Source organism: Delftia sp. HK171 (assembly GCF_001886655.1).
Taxonomy (GTDB): domain Bacteria; phylum Pseudomonadota; class Gammaproteobacteria; order Burkholderiales; family Burkholderiaceae_C; genus Comamonas; species Comamonas acidovorans.
On sequence record NZ_CP018101.1, the window covers coordinates 6,388,744 to 6,407,500 of the forward strand.

The following is an 18,757-nucleotide window of genomic DNA, read 5'->3' on the forward strand; positions in this document are numbered from 1 at the left end:
AACCCCGAGCAGAACAGGCCACGAAGGTTGCAATAATTGCCAGCATGTTCACCCCCTCGCTGGTCAAGACCCCCCTGCCCCAGGCGGCCGCCACCATGGCCTCCGCACACCCTGCAGTTACGCCCATGGCCTTTGTGCAGGCCATTATGCTGGCCTACGAACGCCGGGGCATCAGCGCCCTGTCCGCCCTGGAGAAGGCACAAATTGCGCCAGACTCCGTCAAAGAGCGCAACGAGTGCATCACGGCGCTGCAGATGGAGGCACTGTCCGATGCCGCCATGCGCGAACTCGACGACGAGGCCCTGGGCTGGTTCTCCCGGCGCCTGCCCTGGGGCAGCTACGGCATGCTGGCACGCGCCAGCATGGGCAGCGAGCAGCTGGGCCTGGCGCTGGCGCGCTGGTGCCGCCACCATGGCCTGCTGGCCGACGACATCCGCCTCACGCTGACGCAGGAAGACGGCTTGGCCACGCTGGCCATCGAGGAGCTGTCCACGCTGGGCGCCATGCGCGAGTTCTGCCTGCTGTCGGTGCTGCGCAATATTCACGGCCTGGCCAGCTGGTTCATCGATGAGCCGCTGCCTCTGCGGCGCGCCTGCTTTCCCTTCGATCCCCCGCCGCATGCGGGCGTGTATGCGCTGCTGTTCCCGCCGGGCGAGGTGGAGTTTGGCGCGGCCCGGGCCTGCCTACAGTTCGACGCGCGTTTTCTGGATATGCCGCTGACGCGCGACGAGCCTGCGCTGCAGCGCATGCTGCAGCGCGCCCTGCCGCTGCAGGTGCGCCCCTACCGGCGCGAGCGCCAGCTGGTGCAGCGCGTGCGCCAGCTGCTGGCGGCCGACGCCGAATGCCTGCAGACGGCCGACACGCTGGCGCGCCAGCTGCACCTGTCCCAGCGCAGCCTGCATCGCCAGCTCAAGGAAGAAGGCGCCTCGCTGCAGGCGCTCAAGGACGAGGTGCGGCGCGAGCGTGCCGTGGCCCTGCTGCTGCGCACCAGCCGGCCCATCAAGCGCATCGCCCAGTCCTGCGGCTTTCTCAACGACAAGAGCTTCATCCGCGCCTTCCGGCTGTGGACGGGGCTGTCGCCTTCCGAATTCCGCAAGAGCGCGCGAGCCCGGCCCGAATGAGGGCCGCGCGCATCCTGGCGCGATTTGCATCCTGCGCGACTGCCGCCGTCCGCGCATCTGGCCTAGGCTTTGCGCATGCACCATCTCCACCACTGCGTCAGCGCGCGCTCCTTCCGCGCGCTGTGGATGCTCGAAGAACTGCAGCTTCCCTACACGCTGCACATGCTGCCGTTTCCGCCGCGCGTGCTGCAGCGCAGCTACCTGGAGCTCAACCCGCTGGGCACGGTGCCGCTGCTGCGCCACGGCGAGGCCAGGCTGACCGAGTCAGCCGCCATCTGCGAATACCTGGCCGCCCTGCACCCCGGGGCGGGCCTGTCCGTGCAGCCGCAGGAGGCGGGCTTTGCGGCCTACCTCAACTGGCTGCACATGAGCGATGCCACGCTGACCTTCCCGCAGACCCTGGTGCTGCGCTATGCGCACTTCGAGCCGGCCGAACAGCGCCAGCCCCAGGTGGCCCAGGACTACCAGCGCTGGTTCCTCGCGCGGCTGCGCGCCGTGGAGCAGGCCGTGGAACAGCGCGACTGGCTCACGGCAGACCGCTTCACCGCTGCCGACGTGGCCGTGGGCTATGCGCTGATGCTGTCGGCGCACCTGGAGATGGAGCCGCAATGGGGGCCTGCCACGCAGGCCTACTGGCAGCGCCTGCAGCAGCGGCCCGCCTTCCAGCGGGCGCTGCAGGCCGAGCAGCAGGCCGCGCGTGCGCAGGCCGTGGACGAGACGCCTTCGCCGCGGCTGCGCTAGGGCCGGCTCAAGCCCAAGCTCAAGCGCTGGCGCTGGCCTGCCCGATGGCGCGCAGCATGGCGGGCAGCTCGCCCATGTCGCCGAACACGCAGCTGGCGCCGGCTTCTAGCAGTTGCTCGGCCGAGGCATGGCCCTGGTCGGCCGGGAAGTAGCCCCAGACCGTGGCGCCTGCGGCCACGCCGGCGGTGACGCCGGTCACCGTGTCCTCGATGACCAGGCAGCGCGCCGACTCCACGCCCAGGGCGGCGGCAGCGGCCAGGTACACATCGGGAAAGGGCTTGCTGCGCGGCAGCTCATGGCCGCTGAAGACGCGGCCCTCGAAATACGGGGCCATGCCGACCTGGGCCAGCTGCATCTCCACCTTGGCGCGGTCCGCGCCCGAGGCGCAGGCGATGCGGCCAGCGCACAGCGCATGGGATTCGCTGACGGCGGACAGCGCGCCGTCTATGGCCACCAGCTCGGCGCGCAGCGCGGCGTTGCGGCGCTCGTAGAAGGCGGCCATCCATGCGTCGGTCAGCGGCTTGCCGGTGCGCGCCTCGATCAGCGCGGCCTGGCTGCGCACGGTCTTGCCGATGAATTCGCGCAGGCATTCCTCGGTGCTGATGGGCCAGCCCGATTCATTGAGCATGGTGCACAGCACGCGGTTGGTGATGGATTCACTGTCGACGAGCACGCCGTCACAGTCGAAGAGCACGGCCTCGAAAGCAGTCATGGATGGATTCTCGAAACAAACTGAGCAAGGGCGCCCTGGGGCGCCCTTGCTGCGGAAAATGGCCGGATTATGCGCCGGCCGCGCATGCCTGTGCCCTGCTCAGGGGAAGGAGGCACCGGCCAGCGGTTGGACCATGCGCTTGACGTTGCGCACCGAGATGGAATGGAACTGGCCATCGTCGGTGACCACATCGCCGAAGGCGAAAAAGCCTTCGGCCGCGTTGCGGTTGAACTGCTCCAGGCGCTGCGCGAGGCTGGCGTTGTTGGACACGGATTCGAGGCGGTACTCGATGGCGCCCTGCTGGTCGCCGCTCTTTTCGTACAGCTGCACGCCTTCGGTATTGCCGCGCAGCACCAGGGCGCCGCGCAGCAGGTGGCCCTTGGCACCCATCTCGTCCAGGCGCTGCTTCAGCGCCGTGCCGTTGGCCATGCCGAAGGGCGCGGCCAGGGCGAACACCGCGTACTCGAAGGCCGGCGCCTTGGAGTCCTTGACGTAGAGGTTGAACATCTCGTCGCCCGAGATCAGCGGGCCCGTGTAGCGGAAACCCCGGCCGCTCATCTCGGCCAGTTGCTGCGTGAAGCCGGACGTGTCCAGCGCACCCACGGCGGGGCGCGTCTCGTAGCTGTAGGTGGCGGCGGCGCTGCTGCTGCGCACATAGAGGTTGCGCAGGTCCTGCGTGCTGCTGGGGAACGCCATGCCCGACTTGTACAGGTAGCCCTGCGCACCCTGCGCATTGAGCTGGGCCACCAGGGCCGAGACGCCCGCCACGTCGGCCACCATGCGGTAGTCCAGGCGCGTGCCGGTGTGGGCCGTGTCGGTGACGTAGAAGTCACCGATGGGAACGGGGAAGGTCGTGCCGCCCGAGGCCAGGCTGTAGGTGAAGGCATAGCCTTGCGCCCCCAGCGTGTTCATGGCGGACAGGGCCGCGTCGAAGTTTTCGGCAGCCGTCTCCATGCGGTACTGGCCGGTCACCGGGGTCGTCGTGCCGCCGCCGGGGTTGCCGGGCGTGCCGGGGTTGCCGGGATTTCCGCCATTGCCGGGATCTCCGCCGCCCGGTTCTCCCAATCCACCACCACCGCCGCCGCCACAGGCGGCCAGGGTTCCCAGAAGCATCAATGCCGCACTGCGGCGCGTGAGCTGTACCATCTTCATGACTATCTCCCCTTCTCGTTGAATACGTGCCCGTTCCATGCGGAATCTCAGGGCATCGGCGGCGATTTTGGGGAGTTGGCCGACATCCGGTCACCCCCCGGCCGGGGGGTAATCGTTACGATGTGCGCAAGGTGTATCCGGGCGCGCCCTGGCGCTCCAGCCCTTTCGACATGCCTTTGCGCGGACCATGCACAGCCATCCCCTCCTGACCGATTCCTCCTGTCTCCAATCGGGGCGCTATGCCCTGGTGATCGACGACCACCCGCTGACGGCCATGGGCGTGTCCGAGTTCCTGAAACAATTCGGCCTGTCCGAAGTCCATGCCGTGGCCGATGCGGGCGAAGGCCTGCAGTGCATGGCCGGCAGGGGATCGCCGCATCTGGCCATCGTGGATTTCTGGCTGGGTGCCAGCGCGGGCACGGACGTGGTGCGCGAAATCCGCACGCTGGCGCCCGCCTGCCGCGTGCTCATGACCAGCGGCGACACGCATGGCGCGATTGCCCTGAAGGCACGCGCGGCCGGGGCCCATGGCTTTGTGCTCAAGTCGCAGCCGCCGCAGGTGCTGCAGCAGGCCGTGGCGGCCCTGCTGCGCGGCGAGACCTGGTTCCCCGCCGCCCCGCTGGCGCCACAGGCGCCCGGCGGCGCCCATGCCATCCGCATGACGGCGGCCGAGCTGGGCCTCACCCCGCGCCAGGCACAGGTGCTGGACCTGGTGCTGCGCGGCCTGCCCAATCCCAGCATTGCGCAGTTGCTGCACCTGTCGCCGCACACGGTCAAGGAGCATGTGGCGGGCGCCCTGCAGCGCCTGGGCGTGCACAGCCGCATCGACGCCATCACGCGCATGCAGGGCATTGCGCTGGAGCTGCCGCCCTCCGTGCCGCCGACAGATACGGTTCAGGCGCCGGCCACGGCCAGCCTGCGCTGAAGCAGGGCCAGCAGCGCCAGCGGGTCCACGGGCTTGCGCAGCAGCAGATAGCCCAGTTCCTGCGCCTCCTGCTCCAGCGCCGGTGACGGCTCGCCGCTGAGCAGGGCGCCCGCCGCCTGCGGCGCTTGCGCCAGCACGTTCTGCAGCAGCGCAAAGCCGTTCTCGCCCTGGGCCAGATGGTGGTCGCATAGCACGAAATCGGGATGCTGCCCCGCCGCCAGCCAGTCGGCCACCTCGCGGCCCGTGGCAGCCACGTCCACCTGCAGCCCCCAATCGCGCAGCAGGCCGGCCAGGGCCCGCGCCACCTGCGCATCGTCATCGACCACCCAGCACCGGCCCTGGAGCAGGGGCGGCCGGGCCTGCGCCTGTGCCTGTGCCTGCGGTCCCTCGGACGATCCCTCGGACTGCGGCAAGGCCGCCTGCACATTCAGGCTGGACGGCAGTTGCAGCCAGAAGCAGGACCCCCGCCCCGGCGTGGACAGCAGGCCGTGCTCCACGCCCATGCGCCGCGCGGCTGCGGCCACGACGGCCAGGCCCAGGCCCTGGCTGCTCACGCCGGGCAGGGGGCCGGCCGCAGGTTGGGCCGCGCGCCGGGCCGCCTGGCCTGAGCGCGCGCGAAAGTGCGGTGCAAAGACATGGGGCCGGTCTTCGGCCGCAATGCCCAGGCCCGTGTCCCAGACCTCGATTCGCCAGCCCCCGCCGTGCACGCGGGCGGCCAGCAGCACGCCGCCGCGCTGGGTGTAGCGCAGGGCGTTGTGCAGCAGGTTGAACACCATCTGGCGCAGCAGGGCCTCGTCGGCACGCACCAGGCTGTCCATGCCGCGCGCCACGCGCCAGCGCAGCACCAGCCCGCGCTGGCGCGCCTCGGCCGCGAACAGGCGCGTGGCATCGCCCAGCAGAATGCGCAGGTCCATCACCTGGGCGCGCAGCTCCCAGGTGCCGTTCTCCAGCCGCGACAGGTCCAGCAGGTCGTTGCACATGGTGCCCAGCGACTGGGCACAGGCCTGGGCATCGTCAAGCACGCCTGCCAGCGCGCCGTCGGCATTGCGCTGGCGGGCGGTTTCCACCAGCAGGCCCAAGGCATGCAGCGGTTGGCGCAGGTCATGGCTGGCGGCCGACAGGAAGCGGCTCTTGGCCTCCAGCGCCTGTTCGGCCTGTTCCTTGGCGGCCAGGTAGCGCTCGGCCAGCAGTTGGCGGTCACGCTCCTGCGCCCATTGCTGCAGCATGAGCTGGCGCGCCCCCCAGGCATGGCGCGCGATGGTGGCGCCATACAGCATGAGCAGCGGCAGCAGGTACAGGCCCCTGTTCGGGAAGTACCAGACCACGGCCAGCAGCATGGCGCCGTACAGCACGCCGAAGAAGCGCTTGAACACGGCAGCCGCCGGCGCCAGGAAGGTGGCGGCCGAGGCCACGACGCCGCACAGCACCAGGTAGATGAAAAGCCGGAATTCATGGCCGCTGCCATGGGTCAGCGGTATCGCCAGCGCCCAGGAACCGGCGTTGAGCAGGGCCATGCGGCCCATCACGCGCTCCCAGCGCTGCAGCCGCGCTGGCAGCTCGGCCGATGGCACGGCAGCACCCAGGTCCCGGCGCAACTGGCGCCGCAACCCGACAAAGACGCAGGCCATGAACGCCATGCCCAGCCACCACAGCAGCAGCGGCGCCTGGAAGGCGCCCGTTTCGTGCCGCTGCAGCCAGACCACGATTCCGGGGATGATGAGGGCCGCCGCCTCGGACGAGCCCCGCGATGCGATGGACAGCAGCAGCCGCTGGCGCTGCTGCAGTTTCCACAGCGGCTCCGCAGGGCCGCCGCCGTGTTCAGAACTGGTCGCCATCCACGTAGAGCCAGCGCCCGGCTTCGCGCACGAAACGGCTGCGCTCATGCAGGCGCACGGCGCGGCCGCCCACGCGGTAGCGCGCGACGAATTCCACCTCGGCGCTGTCCTCACCGGTGCTTCGGAAGTCCTTGACCGCCAGCCCCAGCCAGCGTGCCGAAGGCTCGAAGTCGAGCGTGGCGGGCCGCTGGCTGGCGTGCCAGGTGGCCAGCAGATAGGCGGCGTCCTCACGCACGAAGGCGCTGTAGCGCGAGCGCATCAAGGCCTGGGCATCGGGCGCGGGGCAGTCGTCGAAGTGGTCCAGGTAGCGGCCGCAGCAGGCATCGAAGGCCAGGGGACGGCCCTTGGCATCGTGTTGGCCGCAGGGACAGGCCGGGAAAGTGGCGGCAGCGCTCATAGCGGCTGGCCCTGCGGAACTTGCAGAACTTGCGGAACTTGGGGGAGGACGGCGCGGGAGCAGGAATGCATGTCAGTCACGGCCGCCTTGCTGCGACCGGGTTCTTGATGGAGGACAGGCGGGCCATGATACTGACCGCGGGCCCTCGGGCCTGTAAGGAGAGCCCATGTTTTCAATGTCGGTCCCGTGGTGGGAGTTCGTGGTGCGCGGCGTGGCCGTGTACCTGTTCTTGCTGGTATTCCTGCGCCTGACCGGGCGGCGCCAGACGGGGCAGTACGCGCCGTTCGACCTGGTGCTGCTGCTCATCCTGTCGAATGCGGTGCAGAACTCCATGAATGCCGGGGACAACTCGCTTATCGGCGGCATGGTCTCGGCCTCCACGCTGATCCTGTGCCATCTGCTGCTGTCCTGGCTGACCTTTCGCTTTCCCGCGCTGGAGCGGCTCATCGACGGCAAGGCCAAGGCCCTGATCAAGGACGGACACCTGAACAAGGACCTGATGCGCGAGGAGCGCATCACGCGCGACGATATCGAGGCCGCGCTGCGTGCGGGCGGCTGCCTGCACCTCAGAGAGGTGGAGCGCGCCACGCTGGAGACCGACGGCAGCATCACCGTCGTCCTGCGCCGCCGCGACAGCGAGAACGAGGGCGATCCGCCGGTCTGACCCCCTGCCCGGCAGGCCCTGTCAGTCGAGCTGCTCCAGGAAGCGCTCGATGGCCAGGTTCACGGGCTGCGGATGCGTGAGGTTGGCCGCATGGCCGGCACCCGGCACCTCCACCCACTGCGCCCTGGGCAAGGCCTTGGCCATGGCGCGTGCACGGTCGGGCGCGATGGCGGTGTCGTCCGTGCCATGGATGACCAGGGCCGGCACATGGATGTCGGGCAGGCGTGGGCTGATGTCATCGCGCTGGGCCAGCGCCAGAAAGCTCTGCCCCAGGTTGATGGGCGTGGCCTTCTTCCATTTGGCACGCCAGGCCGCCGCGCCGCTCCAGCCCTGGCCCAGGATGGTGCGCTCCACCGTGGTCGCCATGTCGTCGCTGAGGCCATGCTCCATCCAGGCGCGCAGCAGGGCTTCGTGGTGGGGCATCTGCTCGGGGTCTTCCAGCATGGCCTGGGTGTCGATCAGCACCAGCGCGCGCACGATCTCGGGGTGGATGAGCGCGCAGCGCAGCGACAGATAGCCGCCCTGCGACATGCCGACCAGCACCGCGCGCTCCACGCCCAGGTGCTCGAGCAGGGCGGCCAGGTCGTCGGCCGAGTCGTAGTAGTCGAAGGGTGCGCACTGCTCGGGGTCTGCCGTCTGGCCATGGCCGCGCTCGTCCCAGCTGATGCAGCGAAAGCGCCCCTGCAGTGCCTGGACCTGGGGAGCGAACATGGTGTGGTCCATGAGCAGCCCGTGCGAAAACACCAGGACCGGGCCTCTCCCGCCCGTGTCCTCGTAGTACAGGTTCTGGCCGTTGACGGAAGCGATGGGCATGTCGGGATCTCCTGCGAAGGTGGTCACAAACCTGCCGGAAACGGCTGCCCGCCTCTCTCGGGCGCCGTGCCGGCGATGCTCCATGCTAAGCCCTGCGGGTGTCAGGGCCATCCGGCCCGACCCGCAGCGTGGGGGATTGGCCTCAGGCCAGGGCGCGCTGGATGAGAATTTTCTGCACGTCGCTCGTTCCCTCGTAGATCTGGCAGACGCGCACGTCGCGGTAGATGCGTTCCACGGGGAAGTCGCTGACCACGCCATAGCCGCCCAGGGTCTGGATGGCGGCGCTGCACACGCGCTCGGCCATTTCGCTGGCGAACAGCTTGGCCATGGCCGCTTCCTTGAGGCAGGGCAGGCCGGCATCGCGCAGGCTGGCCGCATGCCAGATCAGCTGGCGCGCGGCCTCGATCTGCGTGGCGCAGTCGGCCAGGCGAAAGCCCACGGCCTGGTGGTTGAAGATGGGCTGGCCGAAGCTCTCGCGCTCCTTGGAGTACTGCAGCGCGCAATCGAAGGCCGCACGCGCCATGCCCACGCTTTGCGCGGCAATGCCGATGCGCCCTCCTTCCAGCGCCGACAGCGCAATCTTGTAGCCCTCGCCCTCGGCGCCGATGAGGTTGGCGGCGGGGATGCGGCAGCCCTCGAACTGGATCTGGGCCGTGTCCGAACTGTGCTGGCCCAGCTTGTCCTCCAGCCGCAGCACCTGGTAGCCGGGTGCGGAGGTCGGAACGATGAAGGCGCTCATGCCGCGCTTGCCAGCAGCCTTGTCGGTGACGGCGATGACGATGGCCACGTCGCCGTTCTTGCCGCTGGTGATGAATTGCTTGACGCCGTTGATCACGTAGTCGCTGCCGTCGCGCGTGGCCGTGGTGCGCAGCGCCGAGGCATCCGAGCCCACATGCGGCTCGGTCAGGCAGAAGGCGCCCAGCATCTCGCCGCGCGCCAGCGGCGCCAGCCATTGCTGCTTTTGCGCCTCGCTGCCGTAGCGCATGAGGATGGCGTTGACGGGGCAGTTGGTCACGCTGATCACCGTGCTGGTGCCGCCGTCGCCGGCTGCGATTTCCTCCAGCACCAGGGCCAGGCTCAGGTAGTCAAGGCCGGCGCCGCCGTACTCCTCGGGCACGCAGATGCCGTAGGCGCCCAGCGCCGCCAGGCCCTGGTGCACGTTCTTGGGAAAGTGGTGTTCCTTGTCCCAGCGTGCGGCATGGGGCGTGATTTCGGTGCGCACGAAGTCGCGCACCGCGTCACGGATCATTTCCTGGTCTGCGTTGAGCAGCATGTCTTGTCTCCTGATTCTTGTTTCGTTGTTCGTTGTCCGTTGCGCTGGCCGGATCTGCCGTCGGATCTACCAGGCGATGCGCTGCCCGTCATGCCGCAGCATGCGGCCCCGGTCGGCCGGCGTGACGCCGGCCAGCGTGCGCACCAGGCCCTGCACGCTTTGCTCGACGGTGAGGGTGGCAGCCGCGCCACCCATGTCGGTCTGCACCCAGCCCGGGTCCAGCGCGACCACGGTGGCGCCCGGCCATTGCGGCTGGGCGCTGGCCACGACCATGTTGAGCGCAGCCTTGCTGACGCGGTAGAGCCAGGCGTCGGATTCGGCGTCGGCCAGCAGCGACATCTGGCTGGAGAACAGGCCGAACACGCCGCCCGCCGCCTCGACCAGCGGCGCCACCTGGGGCAGCACCTGCATGGCGCCCAGCACATTGGTGTGCATGACGCGGTCGAACTGCTCGCGCGTGGGCGGCGTGGCCGAGCTGTGGGCATCCCACACTCCGGCCACATACAGCGCCAGCTCGATCTTCTCGCCGTCGAGCTGCCAGGCCAGGCCGCTGACGCTGGCCGGGTCGGCCACATCCACCAGCAGCACCTTGGCGCCCGTGGCCTCGACGCGCTCGCGGTCGGCCTCGCTGCGCACCGTGGCGACCACGCTGCGGCCCTGGGCCGCATAGGCCTCCACCAAGGCAAAACCAAGCCCGCGCGAGGCTCCCAACACCAGAGTGACTGCCATGTCTTTCGACCTTTCAAATGGAATGCGGTCAGCGGCCCTGCTCGTCCGCGATCTGCTTTTCGTAGCGCTCGACCATGGCCTCCTGCGTCTCGGTGGGCGCAGGCAGGCCGATCTGCTGGTGGACCATCTGGTTCACCGAGGGCATGACGTTGCGCGACACCTGGGACTCTGGCTTCCAGAGCCGGGCGCGCATCAGGGCCTTGGCACAGTGCAGATAGGCCTCGTGCACCTGGATCTCCAGAACGATCTTGGGCCGGAAGCCTTCGCTGGCGAACAGCGCCGTGTAATGGGCCTCGTCGCGCAGCTTGGCCACGCCGTTGACGCGCAGGGTCTCGTCGAAACCCGGCACCATGAACAGCAGGCCGATGCGCGGATCGGCGATCAGGTTGCTGAAGCTGTCCAGGCGGTTGTTGCCGCCCGAATCGGGAATCAGCAGCGTCTGGTTGTCGGGCGCCTTGATGAAGCCCGGCTTGCCGCCGCGCGGCGAGGCATCCATCATCGCGCCCGCCCCGCCCCCCGTGGCCACGATGCACAGCGGCGACAGCGCGATGAAGCGCAGGCAGTGCCGGTCCAGGTCCACCTGCTGCTTGAGCAAGGCCCTTTCGGCCGGCATGGCATACAGGCTGCGCAACTGTTCTTCGCTGGTGATCATGGTGTGGAGGGCTCGATGAGGCAGGCAGGCGATGCGCCCGAAGGACCCGAGCTTAGACGAGTTCTATCGCCATGGCTGTTCCCTCGCCGCCGCCTATGCACAGCGTGGCCAGGCCGCGCTTGCCGCCGCGCGCCTGCAGGGCGTGCAGCAGCGTGACCAGGATGCGCGCACCGCTGGCGCCAATGGGGTGGCCCAGCGCACAGGCGCCGCCGTTGACGTTGACCTTGTCGCGCGGCACGCCCAGCTCGGCCATCAGGGCCATGGGCACGACGGCAAAGGCTTCGTTGACTTCCCACAGGTCCACGTCCGCAGCCGTCCAGCCGGCCTTCTTGAGGGCCTTCTGCGTGGCGCCCACGGGGGCCGTGGTGAACCATTCGGGCTCCTGGGCATGCGTGGCATGGGCAACGATGCGCGCCAGCGGCTTGCAGCCCAATTCCTTGGCCGTGGATTCGCGCATCAGCACCAGGGCGGCGGCGCCGTCGTTGATGCTGGAGCTCGATGCGGCCGTGATCGTGCCGTCCTTCTTGAAGGCGGGCTTGAGGCTGGAAATCTTGTCCAGCTTGGCCTTGGCCGGGCCTTCGTCGATGCTGACCGTGACGTCGCCCTTGCGCGTGGAGACGGTGACGGGCGTGATCTCGGCGGCGAAGGCGCCGCTTTCCGTGGCCGCCTGGGCGCGCTTGACGCTTTCGATGGCGTAGGCGTCCTGCTGCTCGCGCGTGAAGTGGTATTTGGCGGCGCAGTCCTCGCCAAAAGTGCCCATGGAGCGACCAGGCTCGTAGGCGTCCTCCAGGCCGTCGAGCATCATGTGGTCATAGACCTTGTCGTGGCCCATGCGGTAGCCGCCACGGCCCTTCTTGAGCAGGTAGGGCGCATTGGTCATGCTTTCCATGCCGCCGGAGACCACGACATCGCGGCTGCCTGCGACCAGCTGGTCGTGCGCCAGGATGGTGGCCTCCATGCCGGCGCCGCACATCTTGGACAGGGTCACGGCGCCCGTGCTGCGCGGCAGGCCGCCCTTGAAGCCGGCCTGGCGGGCGGGCGCCTGGCCCTGGCCCGCCATCAGGCAGTTGCCGAACAGCACTTCGTCCACTTTCTCGGGCGCCACGCCCGCGCGCTGCACGGCCGCCTTGATGGCGGCGCCGCCCAGATCATGGGCCGCGAGGTCGGCGAAGTCGCCCTGGAAGGCGCCCATGGGGGTGCGGGCTGCGCCGACGATGACGATGGGGTCTTGCATGCTTGTCTCCTGGGTTGTCGTGATGGTGAAAGAAAGGGAAAACGGGTCAGGCCAGCCAGCGGCTGCGTTCGTAGGGGAAGACATCGTGGACATGGCCTTCGCGGATGCGCTGCTGGTGCGCCTGCCAGAAGGCGGGGTCGAGCAGGTCGGCATGGTGGCGCATGAAGACTTCGCGCACGGCCGGGTTGCCCAGCAGAAAGGGCGCGAAGGTTTCCGGGAACACATCGCGCGGGCCCACGGGGTACCAGACCTCGCCGCTGAGCTCGTCCTCCTCGTTGCGCGGCGCGGGCACCTGGCGGAAGTGGCAGTCGGTCAGGTATTCGATCTCGTCGTAGTCGTAGAACACCACCTTGCCGCCGCGCGTGATGCCGAAGTTCTTCCACAGCATGTCGCCCGGGAAGATGTTGGCCGCGACCAGGTCCTTGATGGCATTGCCGTACTCGATCACGGCGCTCTCCAGGCGCTGCCGCGGTGCCGGCAGGTCCAGCCCGTCATCGAAGCACTCCTGCAGCAGCATGTTCAGCGGCACCATGCGCCGCTCTATGTAGAGGTGGGAGATGATGACCTCCTGCCGGCCATCGCCGTCGCGGTCGCTGATCTCGACCTGGCTGGGCGCATGCTCCAGGATCTCGGCGATCAGCGCATCCGAAAAGCGCTCGCGCGGGAAGGCGACCAGGCTGTACTCCAGCGTGTCGGCCATGCGCCCCACGCGGTCGTGCTGCTTGACCAGGCGGTACTTGGCCTTGACCTGCTCGCGCGTGATCTCCTTGGGCGCGGCGAAGCGGTCCTTGATGAGCTTGAACACATAGGGAAAGCTGGGCAGGTCGAACACCAGCATGACCATGCCCTTGATGCCGGGTGCGATGCGGAACTGGTCGCGCGAATGCCGCAGGTGGTGCAGGAAGTCGCGGTAGAACAGCGTCTTGCCCTGCTTGGCCAGGCCCAGGGCGTTGTACAGCTCGGCGCGCGGCTTGCGCGGCATGAGGCTGCGCAGGAACTGCACGTAGGCGCTGGGCACGTCGGTATCGACCATGAAGTAGGCGCGCGCAAAGCTGAACAGGCCGTGGAAGTCCTTCTCGCCGAACAGGGCCGCATGCAGAACCAGCCGGCCGTTGTCGCCGTGCAGGATGGGCACGGCCCAGGACAGCTCGGCAAAGCCGTTGATGATCTTGCCGACGATGTAGGCGCCCTTGTTGCGGAAAAACAGGCTGGACAGCACCTGGATCTGGAAGTTGGCGTACAGGCGCATGGCCTGCAGCTGCGGCTCCAGGCGCTCGGCCAGGCGGGCGATGTCGCGCTCCAGGTCCTCGAAGGGGCGCTGCAGCGCGAATTGCTCCACGACTTCGCGCAGCGTCTGCGGCAGCGTCTCGCGCGTGGGGTAGAAGGCCAGGTAGGCCGGGCGCGCAGCCGGCTCCTGGTTCTCTATGTATTCCGTGCTGACGGCGGGCCGCACGAAGATGAAGTCGTTGTGGAAATGCGTGCGGTGCAGGATCTTGGTGGTGACCGAGTTGAAGAAGGTCTCGGCCAGCTCCGGCTGCAGGTGGTTGACCATGAGCCCGATGTAGTGGCGCTTGATCTGCTGCCAGACCGGCATGGGCTGGGCGCCTGCCGCAAATTCCTTTTCAAGCCGGCGCACGCATTCGCGCACGCGCAGGTCGTAGAACTCGATGCGCTCGCGCTGGGCACGCTGCTGGCCCAGCCAGTCGGCGGTTTCGAAGCGGTGCTTGGCGCGGGCGGATTCGGCGCGGAACAGGCGGTAATGGCGGTTGAAGCCATCCATCATCGCCCGCGCGATGTCATGGGCAAGCAGGGTGTCCTGGGCAGGCATCGGCATGAAGTCTCCCGGGGTCCCGCCTGCCATGGCCGCTCAGTCGCGCTGGCGGCTGGCGACCAGCTCGACAGCCTCGGCATGGATGTTGGCGATGCCGCCGACACCGGGCACGGTCATCTGCAGATTGGTGATCAGGCCGTCCTTGAGGCCATAGCACCAGCCGTGCAGCGTGACCTTCTGGCCGCGCGCCCAGGCATCCTGCATCACCGTGCTCTGCGCCACATTGATCACCTGCTCGATGGCATTGAGTTCGCACAGCGCATCGTGGCGCCATTGCGGGGAGAGGCTGGCCAGCAGCGCCTGGTGCTTGTCGCGCACATCCTTCACATGGCGGATCCAGTTGTCGGCCAGGCCCACGCGCACATCTTCCAGTGCCGCCAGCACGCCGCCACAGCCATAGTGGCCCACGACCATCAGGTGCTCGACCTTGAGCTGGTCCACCGCGTACTGGATGGTGGACAGGCAGTTCAGGTCGCTGGGCACGACCACGTTGGCCACGTTGCGGTGCACGAACACCTCGCCGGGCTCCAGGCCCGTGATCTGGTTCGCAGGGACGCGGCTGTCGGAACAGCCGATCCACATGTAGCGGGGTTTTTGCTGCGACAACAGCCCGGTGAAGAAACCGGGCCGGTCACGCTCCATCTGCTGGGCCCATTCGCGGTTATGGACAAACAGTTCTTCGATGGAGGTTGTGCTCATAAGCAATCCTTTTGTTGGGTCAAACTCAAGAACGGCGCGGCAGGCGGGTGCGGGATCAGCAGGTCTCTGCGAACAGCTCGCGGCCGATCAGCATGCGACGGATCTCGCTGGTGCCGGCGCCGATCTCGTAGAGTTTCGCATCCCGCCAGAGGCGACCCAGTGGGTATTCGTTGATATACCCATTACCTCCATAGATTTGAACGCCTTCGCCGGCCATCCATGTCGCCTTCTCGGCGCACCACAAAATGACGCTGGCACAGTCCTTGCGAACCTGGCGAACATGCTCCGTTCCCAGCAGATCGAGGTTTTTGGCGACCGTATAGGCAAATGAGCGGCCCGCTTGCAGCACGGTGTACATGTCCGCCACCTTGCCCTGGATGAGCTGGAACTCGCCAATGCTCTGGCCGAACTGCTTGCGGTCATGGATGTAGGGCACGACGTTGTCCATCACTGACTGCATGATGCCCAGCGGCCCGCCGGTCAGCACGGCACGCTCGTAGTCCAGGCCGCTCATCAGCACCTTGGCGCCATTGTTGAGGCCGCCCAGCACGTTCTCGGCCGGCACCTCGACGTTCTCGAACACCAGCTCGCCCGTGTGGCTGCCACGCATGCCCAGCTTGTCCAGCTTCTGGGCAATGGAAAAGCCCTTCATGCCCTTCTCGATCAGGAAGGCAGTCACGCCGCGGGCATTCAGCTCGGGCTCGGTCTTGGCGTAGACCACCAGGGTGTCGGCATCGGGACCGTTGGTGATCCACATCTTGGTGCCGTTGAGCAGGAAGTAGCCGCCCTTGTCCTCGGCCTTGAGCTTCATGCTGATCACGTCCGAGCCGGCGCCGGGCTCGCTCATGGCCAGCGCGCCCACGTGCTCGCCGCTGATCAGCTTGGGCAGGTACTTGGCCTTTTGCGCCTCGTTGCCGTTACGGTTGATCTGGTTCACGCAAAGATTGCTGTGCGCGCCATAGGACAGGCCCACCGAGGCACTGGCACGCGAGATCTCCTCCATCGCCACCATGTGGGCCAGATAGCCCATGTTGGCGCCGCCGTACTGCTCGGACACGGTGATGCCCAGCACGCCCAGATCACCAAACTTGCGCCACAGGTCCATGGGGAACTGGTCGTCGCGGTCGATCTCGCCGGCGCGCGGTGCAATCTCGGCCTGTGCGAACTCGCGCACGGCATCGCGCAGCGCGTCGATGTCCTCGCCCAGTTGGAAGTTCAGGCCCGGCAGGTTGGAAAGGCTCATCTCGTGTCTCCTGTGGAAATTTGGTGAAAGAACGCCGCCCGGCTCAGTCGGCCAGATCGCGGCCCTGCACGCACATCAGCGTGCAGCCCATGGTGGCAATCAGTTTTTCGCGGCCTTCGTCGATGGCGTAGGCGCGCCCCTCGGTCACGATGATCGTGCGGCCCGGCTTGATCACCCGGCCTTCCATGCGAAAGCGCTGGCCCTTGGCGGGGGCCAGCAGATTGATCTTGAATTCGATGGTGAGCACGGCAGCATCGGCAGGCATCAGGGTCAGCCCTGCATAGCCGCAGGCGGAATCCAGCGCCGTGGAAACCATGCCGGCATGCAAAAAACCATGCTGCTGCGTCAGCCCGGGCGCCCAGTCCAGGCAGACATCGACGGCGCCGGGCTCCAGCAGGGACAGCTCGGCGCCCAGGGTGTGCATCGCGCCCTGGCGTGCAAAACTGTCTCGCACACGGCGGGCAAAGTCGCTGTTGGCAGGTTCCAGGCGGGGCACGGTCAAGGCAAGCCTCACAAATTACGTTTACGTAAACGTCAATTATGAAGCATTTTTCCCATCCAGGTGTTTCAACAGAGTGCGGGCCTCGGATTCCTGCTCTCGCACCTCGGCCAGGTTGGCCTGCAGATCGGCCAGGCGGTCCTCGAGCTGGCGGCGATGCACAGCCAGCACTTCCAGGAATTTGCGCAGTTGCACGCCCGTGTCGCGGGGGCTGTCGTAGAGATCGATGATCTCCTTGGCTTCGTTCAGAGACAGTCCCAGCCGCTTGGCCCGCAAGGTCAGGCGAAGACGTGTGCGATCACGCGCGCTGTAGACGCGATTGCGCCCGCCAGGCCCGGCGCGCTCGGGCTCAAGCAAGCCCATGTCTTCATAGAAGCGGATGGCCCGGGTCGTGAGATCGAACTCCTTGGCAAGATCGCTGATGGTGTAGGTGGTCGACATGGCTGGAGAGTCCGCCAGCATCCACAGCCGGCGGCCATGGGAATGCGACGTTGACGTTAACGTCAATGCTAGCGGAATTGGCCACAGGAAACTGCGCCGGATGTCGCATCCGGGTGCGACGAAGAAGCCCGGCAGGAATAAAAAGAGAGCGCGTCAGCGCTCTCTTTTTTGGGATGTCCGTTTTGGATGTCCGTTTTGGATGTTCGGTTGGCTGTCCGTTTTGGCGGTTCAGCCTGTTTCCCCGTTTCCTGCACCCCAATGCAAAAAACCCCGTAGCTTTGGGCTACGGGGTTTCTTGGGCTGTAAGAGCCTGACGATGACCTACTTTCACACGGGAACCCGCACTATCATCGGCGCAAAGTCGTTTCACTGTCCTGTTCGGGATGGGAAGGAGTGGTACCAACTTGCTATGGTCATCAGGCATAACTTGTTGTCGTGCTGCTCATGGAGCAACACAACGAATTCATAGAGTCTGTAAATCAGCTTTGTATTTTGACTGCGCCTTACTTGGCATAACCACCTTGATGATCACTTCATCAAAGTTATAGGGTCAAGCCTCACGAGCAATTAGTATCAGTTAGCTTAACGCATTACTGCGCTTCCACACCTGACCTATCAACGTCCTGGTCTTGAACGACTCTTCAGGGGGCTCAAGGCCCCGGCAGATCTCATCTTGAAACGAGTTTCCCGCTTAGATGCTTTCAGCGGTTATCTCTTCCACACTTAGCTACTCGGCAATGCCACTGGCGTGACAACCGATACACCAGAGGTGTGTCCACTCCGGTCCTCTCGTACTAGGAGCAGGCTTCCTCAAATCTGCAGCGCCCACGGAAGATAGGGACCAAACTGTCTCACGACGTTTTAAACCCAGCTCACGTACCTCTTTAAATGGCGAACAGCCATACCCTTGGGACCGACTACAGCCCCAGGATGAGATGAGCCGACATCGAGGTGCCAAACACCGCCGTCGATATGAACTCTTGGGCGGTATCAGCCTGTTATCCCCAGAGTACCTTTTATCCGTTGAGCGATGGCCCTTCCATACAGAACCACCGGATCACTATGTCCTGCTTTCGCATCTGCTCGACTTGTCAGTCTCGCAGTTAAGCACGCTTATGCCATTGCACTATCGTCACGATGTCCGACCGTAACTAGCGTACCTTCGAACTCCTCCGTTACGCTTTGGGAGGAGACCGCCCCAGTCAAACTGCCTACCATGCACTGTCCCCGATCCCGATAAGGGACCTGGGTTAGAACCTCAAACGCACCAGGGTGGTATTTCAACGTCGGCTCCATGAGAACTAGCGTCCTCACTTCAAAGCCTCCCACCTATCCTACACAGATCCGTTCAAAATCCAATACAAAGCTACAGTAAAGGTTCATGGGGTCTTTCCGTCTTTCCGCGGGGAGATTGCATCATCACAAACATTTCAACTTCGCTGAGTCTCTGGAGGAGACAGTGTGGCCATCGTTACGCCATTCGTGCAGGTCGGAACTTACCCGACAAGGAATTTCGCTACCTTAGGACCGTTATAGTTACGGCCGCCGTTTACTGGGACTTCAATCAAGAGCTTGCACCCCATCATTTAATCTTCCAGCACCGGGCAGGCGTCACACCCTATACGTCCACTTTCGTGTTTGCAGAGTGCTGTGTTTTTATTAAACAGTCGCAGCCACCGATTTTTTGCAACCGCTTTGGGCTCCCTTTGTTCAAGTTCACCTACTTGCGGCATACCTTCTCCCGAAGTTACGGTATCAATTTGCCGAGTTCCTTCTCCAGAGTTCTCTCAAGCGCC

At 66.2% G+C, this 18,757-nt stretch carries 18 protein-coding genes and 2 rRNA genes (1 of these 20 cut by a window edge); 4 read left to right on the top strand and 16 right to left on the bottom strand.

What is annotated here, in order from left to right:
- Positions 1-44 precede the first annotated feature (44 nt).
- Both BO996_RS28490 and BO996_RS28495 read left to right on the top strand, forming a co-directional pair.
- Complete coding sequence (locus BO996_RS28490; RefSeq protein ID WP_016450029.1) at positions 45-1,121, top strand: AraC family transcriptional regulator; 1,077 nt, start codon at positions 45-47, stop codon at positions 1,119-1,121.
- Positions 1,122-1,196: 75 nt separating this feature from the next.
- Positions 1,197-1,862: a glutathione S-transferase family protein gene (locus tag BO996_RS28495; protein ID WP_071957241.1), complete on the top strand. Its 666-nt coding sequence runs from the start codon at positions 1,197-1,199 to the stop codon at positions 1,860-1,862.
- Positions 1,863-1,881: 19 nt separating this feature from the next.
- Here the strand turns inward: BO996_RS28495 and BO996_RS28500 are convergent, their stop codons facing one another.
- Together BO996_RS28500 and BO996_RS28505 are read right to left on the bottom strand one after the other, a co-directional pair.
- A complete protein-coding gene (locus BO996_RS28500; protein ID WP_063328555.1) occupies positions 1,882-2,574 on the bottom strand; it encodes an HAD family hydrolase in 693 nt (230 codons plus the stop codon).
- Positions 2,575-2,673: 99 nt separating this feature from the next.
- The gene (locus BO996_RS28505) at positions 2,674-3,726 is read right to left on the bottom strand and encodes a hypothetical protein (RefSeq protein ID WP_071956985.1); all 1,053 of its coding nucleotides are present in this window, start codon (positions 3,724-3,726) and stop codon (positions 2,674-2,676) included.
- A gap of 187 nt (positions 3,727-3,913) precedes the next feature.
- On the opposite strand from BO996_RS28505, the gene BO996_RS28510 reads away from it, so the two are divergent.
- On the top strand, positions 3,914-4,651 hold the full coding sequence (locus tag BO996_RS28510; protein WP_013800389.1) for a response regulator: 738 nt from the start codon (positions 3,914-3,916) through the stop codon (positions 4,649-4,651).
- On the opposite strand, the gene BO996_RS28515 is transcribed toward BO996_RS28510, so the two are convergent.
- Both BO996_RS28515 and BO996_RS28520 read right to left on the bottom strand, forming a co-directional pair.
- Positions 4,621-6,486 (bottom strand): hybrid sensor histidine kinase/response regulator, encoded by a 1,866-nt coding sequence (locus tag BO996_RS28515; RefSeq protein WP_071956986.1) that lies wholly within the window; start codon positions 6,484-6,486, stop codon positions 4,621-4,623. The genes BO996_RS28510 and BO996_RS28515 overlap by 31 nt on opposite strands.
- A complete protein-coding gene (locus tag BO996_RS28520; RefSeq protein WP_071956987.1) occupies positions 6,470-6,883 on the bottom strand; it encodes a YchJ family protein in 414 nt (137 codons plus the stop codon). Before BO996_RS28520 ends, BO996_RS28515 begins: the two co-directional genes overlap by 17 nt.
- Before the next feature lie 166 nt (positions 6,884-7,049).
- Here BO996_RS28520 and BO996_RS28525 point away from each other — a divergent pair, with 166 nt between their 5' ends.
- On the top strand, positions 7,050-7,547 hold the full coding sequence (locus BO996_RS28525) for a DUF421 domain-containing protein (RefSeq protein WP_071956988.1): 498 nt from the start codon (positions 7,050-7,052) through the stop codon (positions 7,545-7,547).
- Between the two features lie 21 nt (positions 7,548-7,568).
- Here BO996_RS28525 and BO996_RS28530 read toward each other — a convergent pair whose 3' ends face one another.
- The 12 genes from BO996_RS28530 to BO996_RS28585 form a co-directional block, all read right to left on the bottom strand.
- Positions 7,569-8,360, bottom strand: coding sequence for an alpha/beta fold hydrolase (locus BO996_RS28530; protein ID WP_013800386.1), 792 nt, complete (start codon positions 8,358-8,360; stop codon positions 7,569-7,571).
- 142 nt (positions 8,361-8,502) lie between these two features.
- Positions 8,503-9,633, bottom strand: coding sequence for an acyl-CoA dehydrogenase family protein (locus BO996_RS28535; RefSeq protein ID WP_034397414.1), 1,131 nt, complete (start codon positions 9,631-9,633; stop codon positions 8,503-8,505).
- A gap of 66 nt (positions 9,634-9,699) precedes the next feature.
- A complete protein-coding gene (locus BO996_RS28540; RefSeq protein WP_071956989.1) occupies positions 9,700-10,362 on the bottom strand; it encodes an SDR family oxidoreductase in 663 nt (220 codons plus the stop codon).
- Positions 10,363-10,390: 28 nt separating this feature from the next.
- Positions 10,391-11,014 carry a pyridoxamine 5'-phosphate oxidase family protein gene (locus tag BO996_RS28545; protein ID WP_013800384.1) on the bottom strand — a complete coding sequence of 208 codons (624 nt, stop codon included), beginning with the start codon at positions 11,012-11,014 and terminating at the stop codon, positions 10,391-10,393.
- Positions 11,015-11,066: 52 nt separating this feature from the next.
- A complete protein-coding gene (locus BO996_RS28550) occupies positions 11,067-12,248 on the bottom strand; it encodes an acetyl-CoA C-acyltransferase (RefSeq protein ID WP_012207785.1) in 1,182 nt (393 codons plus the stop codon).
- Between the two features lie 46 nt (positions 12,249-12,294).
- Positions 12,295-14,082 carry a bifunctional isocitrate dehydrogenase kinase/phosphatase gene (aceK, locus tag BO996_RS28555; RefSeq protein WP_013800382.1) on the bottom strand — a complete coding sequence of 596 codons (1,788 nt, stop codon included), beginning with the start codon at positions 14,080-14,082 and terminating at the stop codon, positions 12,295-12,297.
- Positions 14,083-14,115: 33 nt separating this feature from the next.
- On the bottom strand, positions 14,116-14,778 hold the full coding sequence (gene can, locus BO996_RS28560; RefSeq protein WP_012207787.1) for a carbonate dehydratase: 663 nt from the start codon (positions 14,776-14,778) through the stop codon (positions 14,116-14,118).
- A gap of 55 nt (positions 14,779-14,833) precedes the next feature.
- Positions 14,834-16,021, bottom strand: coding sequence for an isovaleryl-CoA dehydrogenase (locus tag BO996_RS28565; RefSeq protein ID WP_034397421.1), 1,188 nt, complete (start codon positions 16,019-16,021; stop codon positions 14,834-14,836).
- Between the two features lie 43 nt (positions 16,022-16,064).
- Entirely contained in the window at positions 16,065-16,523 is a 459-nt protein-coding gene (locus BO996_RS28570) for a PaaI family thioesterase (protein ID WP_071956990.1), read from the bottom strand.
- A 36-nt stretch (positions 16,524-16,559) separates the two neighbouring features.
- Positions 16,560-16,961 carry a MerR family transcriptional regulator gene (locus BO996_RS28575; RefSeq protein WP_013800379.1) on the bottom strand — a complete coding sequence of 134 codons (402 nt, stop codon included), beginning with the start codon at positions 16,959-16,961 and terminating at the stop codon, positions 16,560-16,562.
- 308 nt (positions 16,962-17,269) lie between these two features.
- Positions 17,270-17,382: ribosomal RNA gene (rrf, locus tag BO996_RS28580) — 5S ribosomal RNA — on the bottom strand.
- A 125-nt stretch (positions 17,383-17,507) separates the two neighbouring features.
- Positions 17,508-18,757: ribosomal RNA gene (locus BO996_RS28585) — 23S ribosomal RNA — on the bottom strand (it continues 1,626 nt past the right edge of the window).

Coding starts and splice junctions, on each gene's coding strand:
- BO996_RS28490 (WP_016450029.1), top strand. CDS start 45: ATGTTCACCCCCTCGCTGGTCAAGACCCCCCTGCCCCAGGCGGCCGCC.
- BO996_RS28495 (WP_071957241.1), top strand. CDS start 1,197: ATGCACCATCTCCACCACTGCGTCAGCGCGCGCTCCTTCCGCGCGCTG.
- BO996_RS28500 (WP_063328555.1), bottom strand. CDS start 2,574: ATGACTGCTTTCGAGGCCGTGCTCTTCGACTGTGACGGCGTGCTCGTC.
- BO996_RS28505 (WP_071956985.1), bottom strand. CDS start 3,726: ATGAAGATGGTACAGCTCACGCGCCGCAGTGCGGCATTGATGCTTCTG.
- BO996_RS28510 (WP_013800389.1), top strand. CDS start 3,914: ATGCACAGCCATCCCCTCCTGACCGATTCCTCCTGTCTCCAATCGGGG.
- BO996_RS28515 (WP_071956986.1), bottom strand. CDS start 6,486: ATGGCGACCAGTTCTGAACACGGCGGCGGCCCTGCGGAGCCGCTGTGG.
- BO996_RS28520 (WP_071956987.1), bottom strand. CDS start 6,883: ATGAGCGCTGCCGCCACTTTCCCGGCCTGTCCCTGCGGCCAACACGAT.
- BO996_RS28525 (WP_071956988.1), top strand. CDS start 7,050: ATGTTTTCAATGTCGGTCCCGTGGTGGGAGTTCGTGGTGCGCGGCGTG.
- BO996_RS28530 (WP_013800386.1), bottom strand. CDS start 8,360: ATGCCCATCGCTTCCGTCAACGGCCAGAACCTGTACTACGAGGACACG.
- BO996_RS28535 (WP_034397414.1), bottom strand. CDS start 9,633: ATGCTGCTCAACGCAGACCAGGAAATGATCCGTGACGCGGTGCGCGAC.
- BO996_RS28540 (WP_071956989.1), bottom strand. CDS start 10,362: ATGGCAGTCACTCTGGTGTTGGGAGCCTCGCGCGGGCTTGGTTTTGCC.
- BO996_RS28545 (WP_013800384.1), bottom strand. CDS start 11,014: ATGATCACCAGCGAAGAACAGTTGCGCAGCCTGTATGCCATGCCGGCC.
- BO996_RS28550 (WP_012207785.1), bottom strand. CDS start 12,248: ATGCAAGACCCCATCGTCATCGTCGGCGCAGCCCGCACCCCCATGGGC.
- aceK (WP_013800382.1), bottom strand. CDS start 14,082: ATGCCGATGCCTGCCCAGGACACCCTGCTTGCCCATGACATCGCGCGG.
- can (WP_012207787.1), bottom strand. CDS start 14,778: ATGAGCACAACCTCCATCGAAGAACTGTTTGTCCATAACCGCGAATGG.
- BO996_RS28565 (WP_034397421.1), bottom strand. CDS start 16,021: ATGAGCCTTTCCAACCTGCCGGGCCTGAACTTCCAACTGGGCGAGGAC.
- BO996_RS28575 (WP_013800379.1), bottom strand. CDS start 16,961: ATGTCGACCACCTACACCATCAGCGATCTTGCCAAGGAGTTCGATCTC.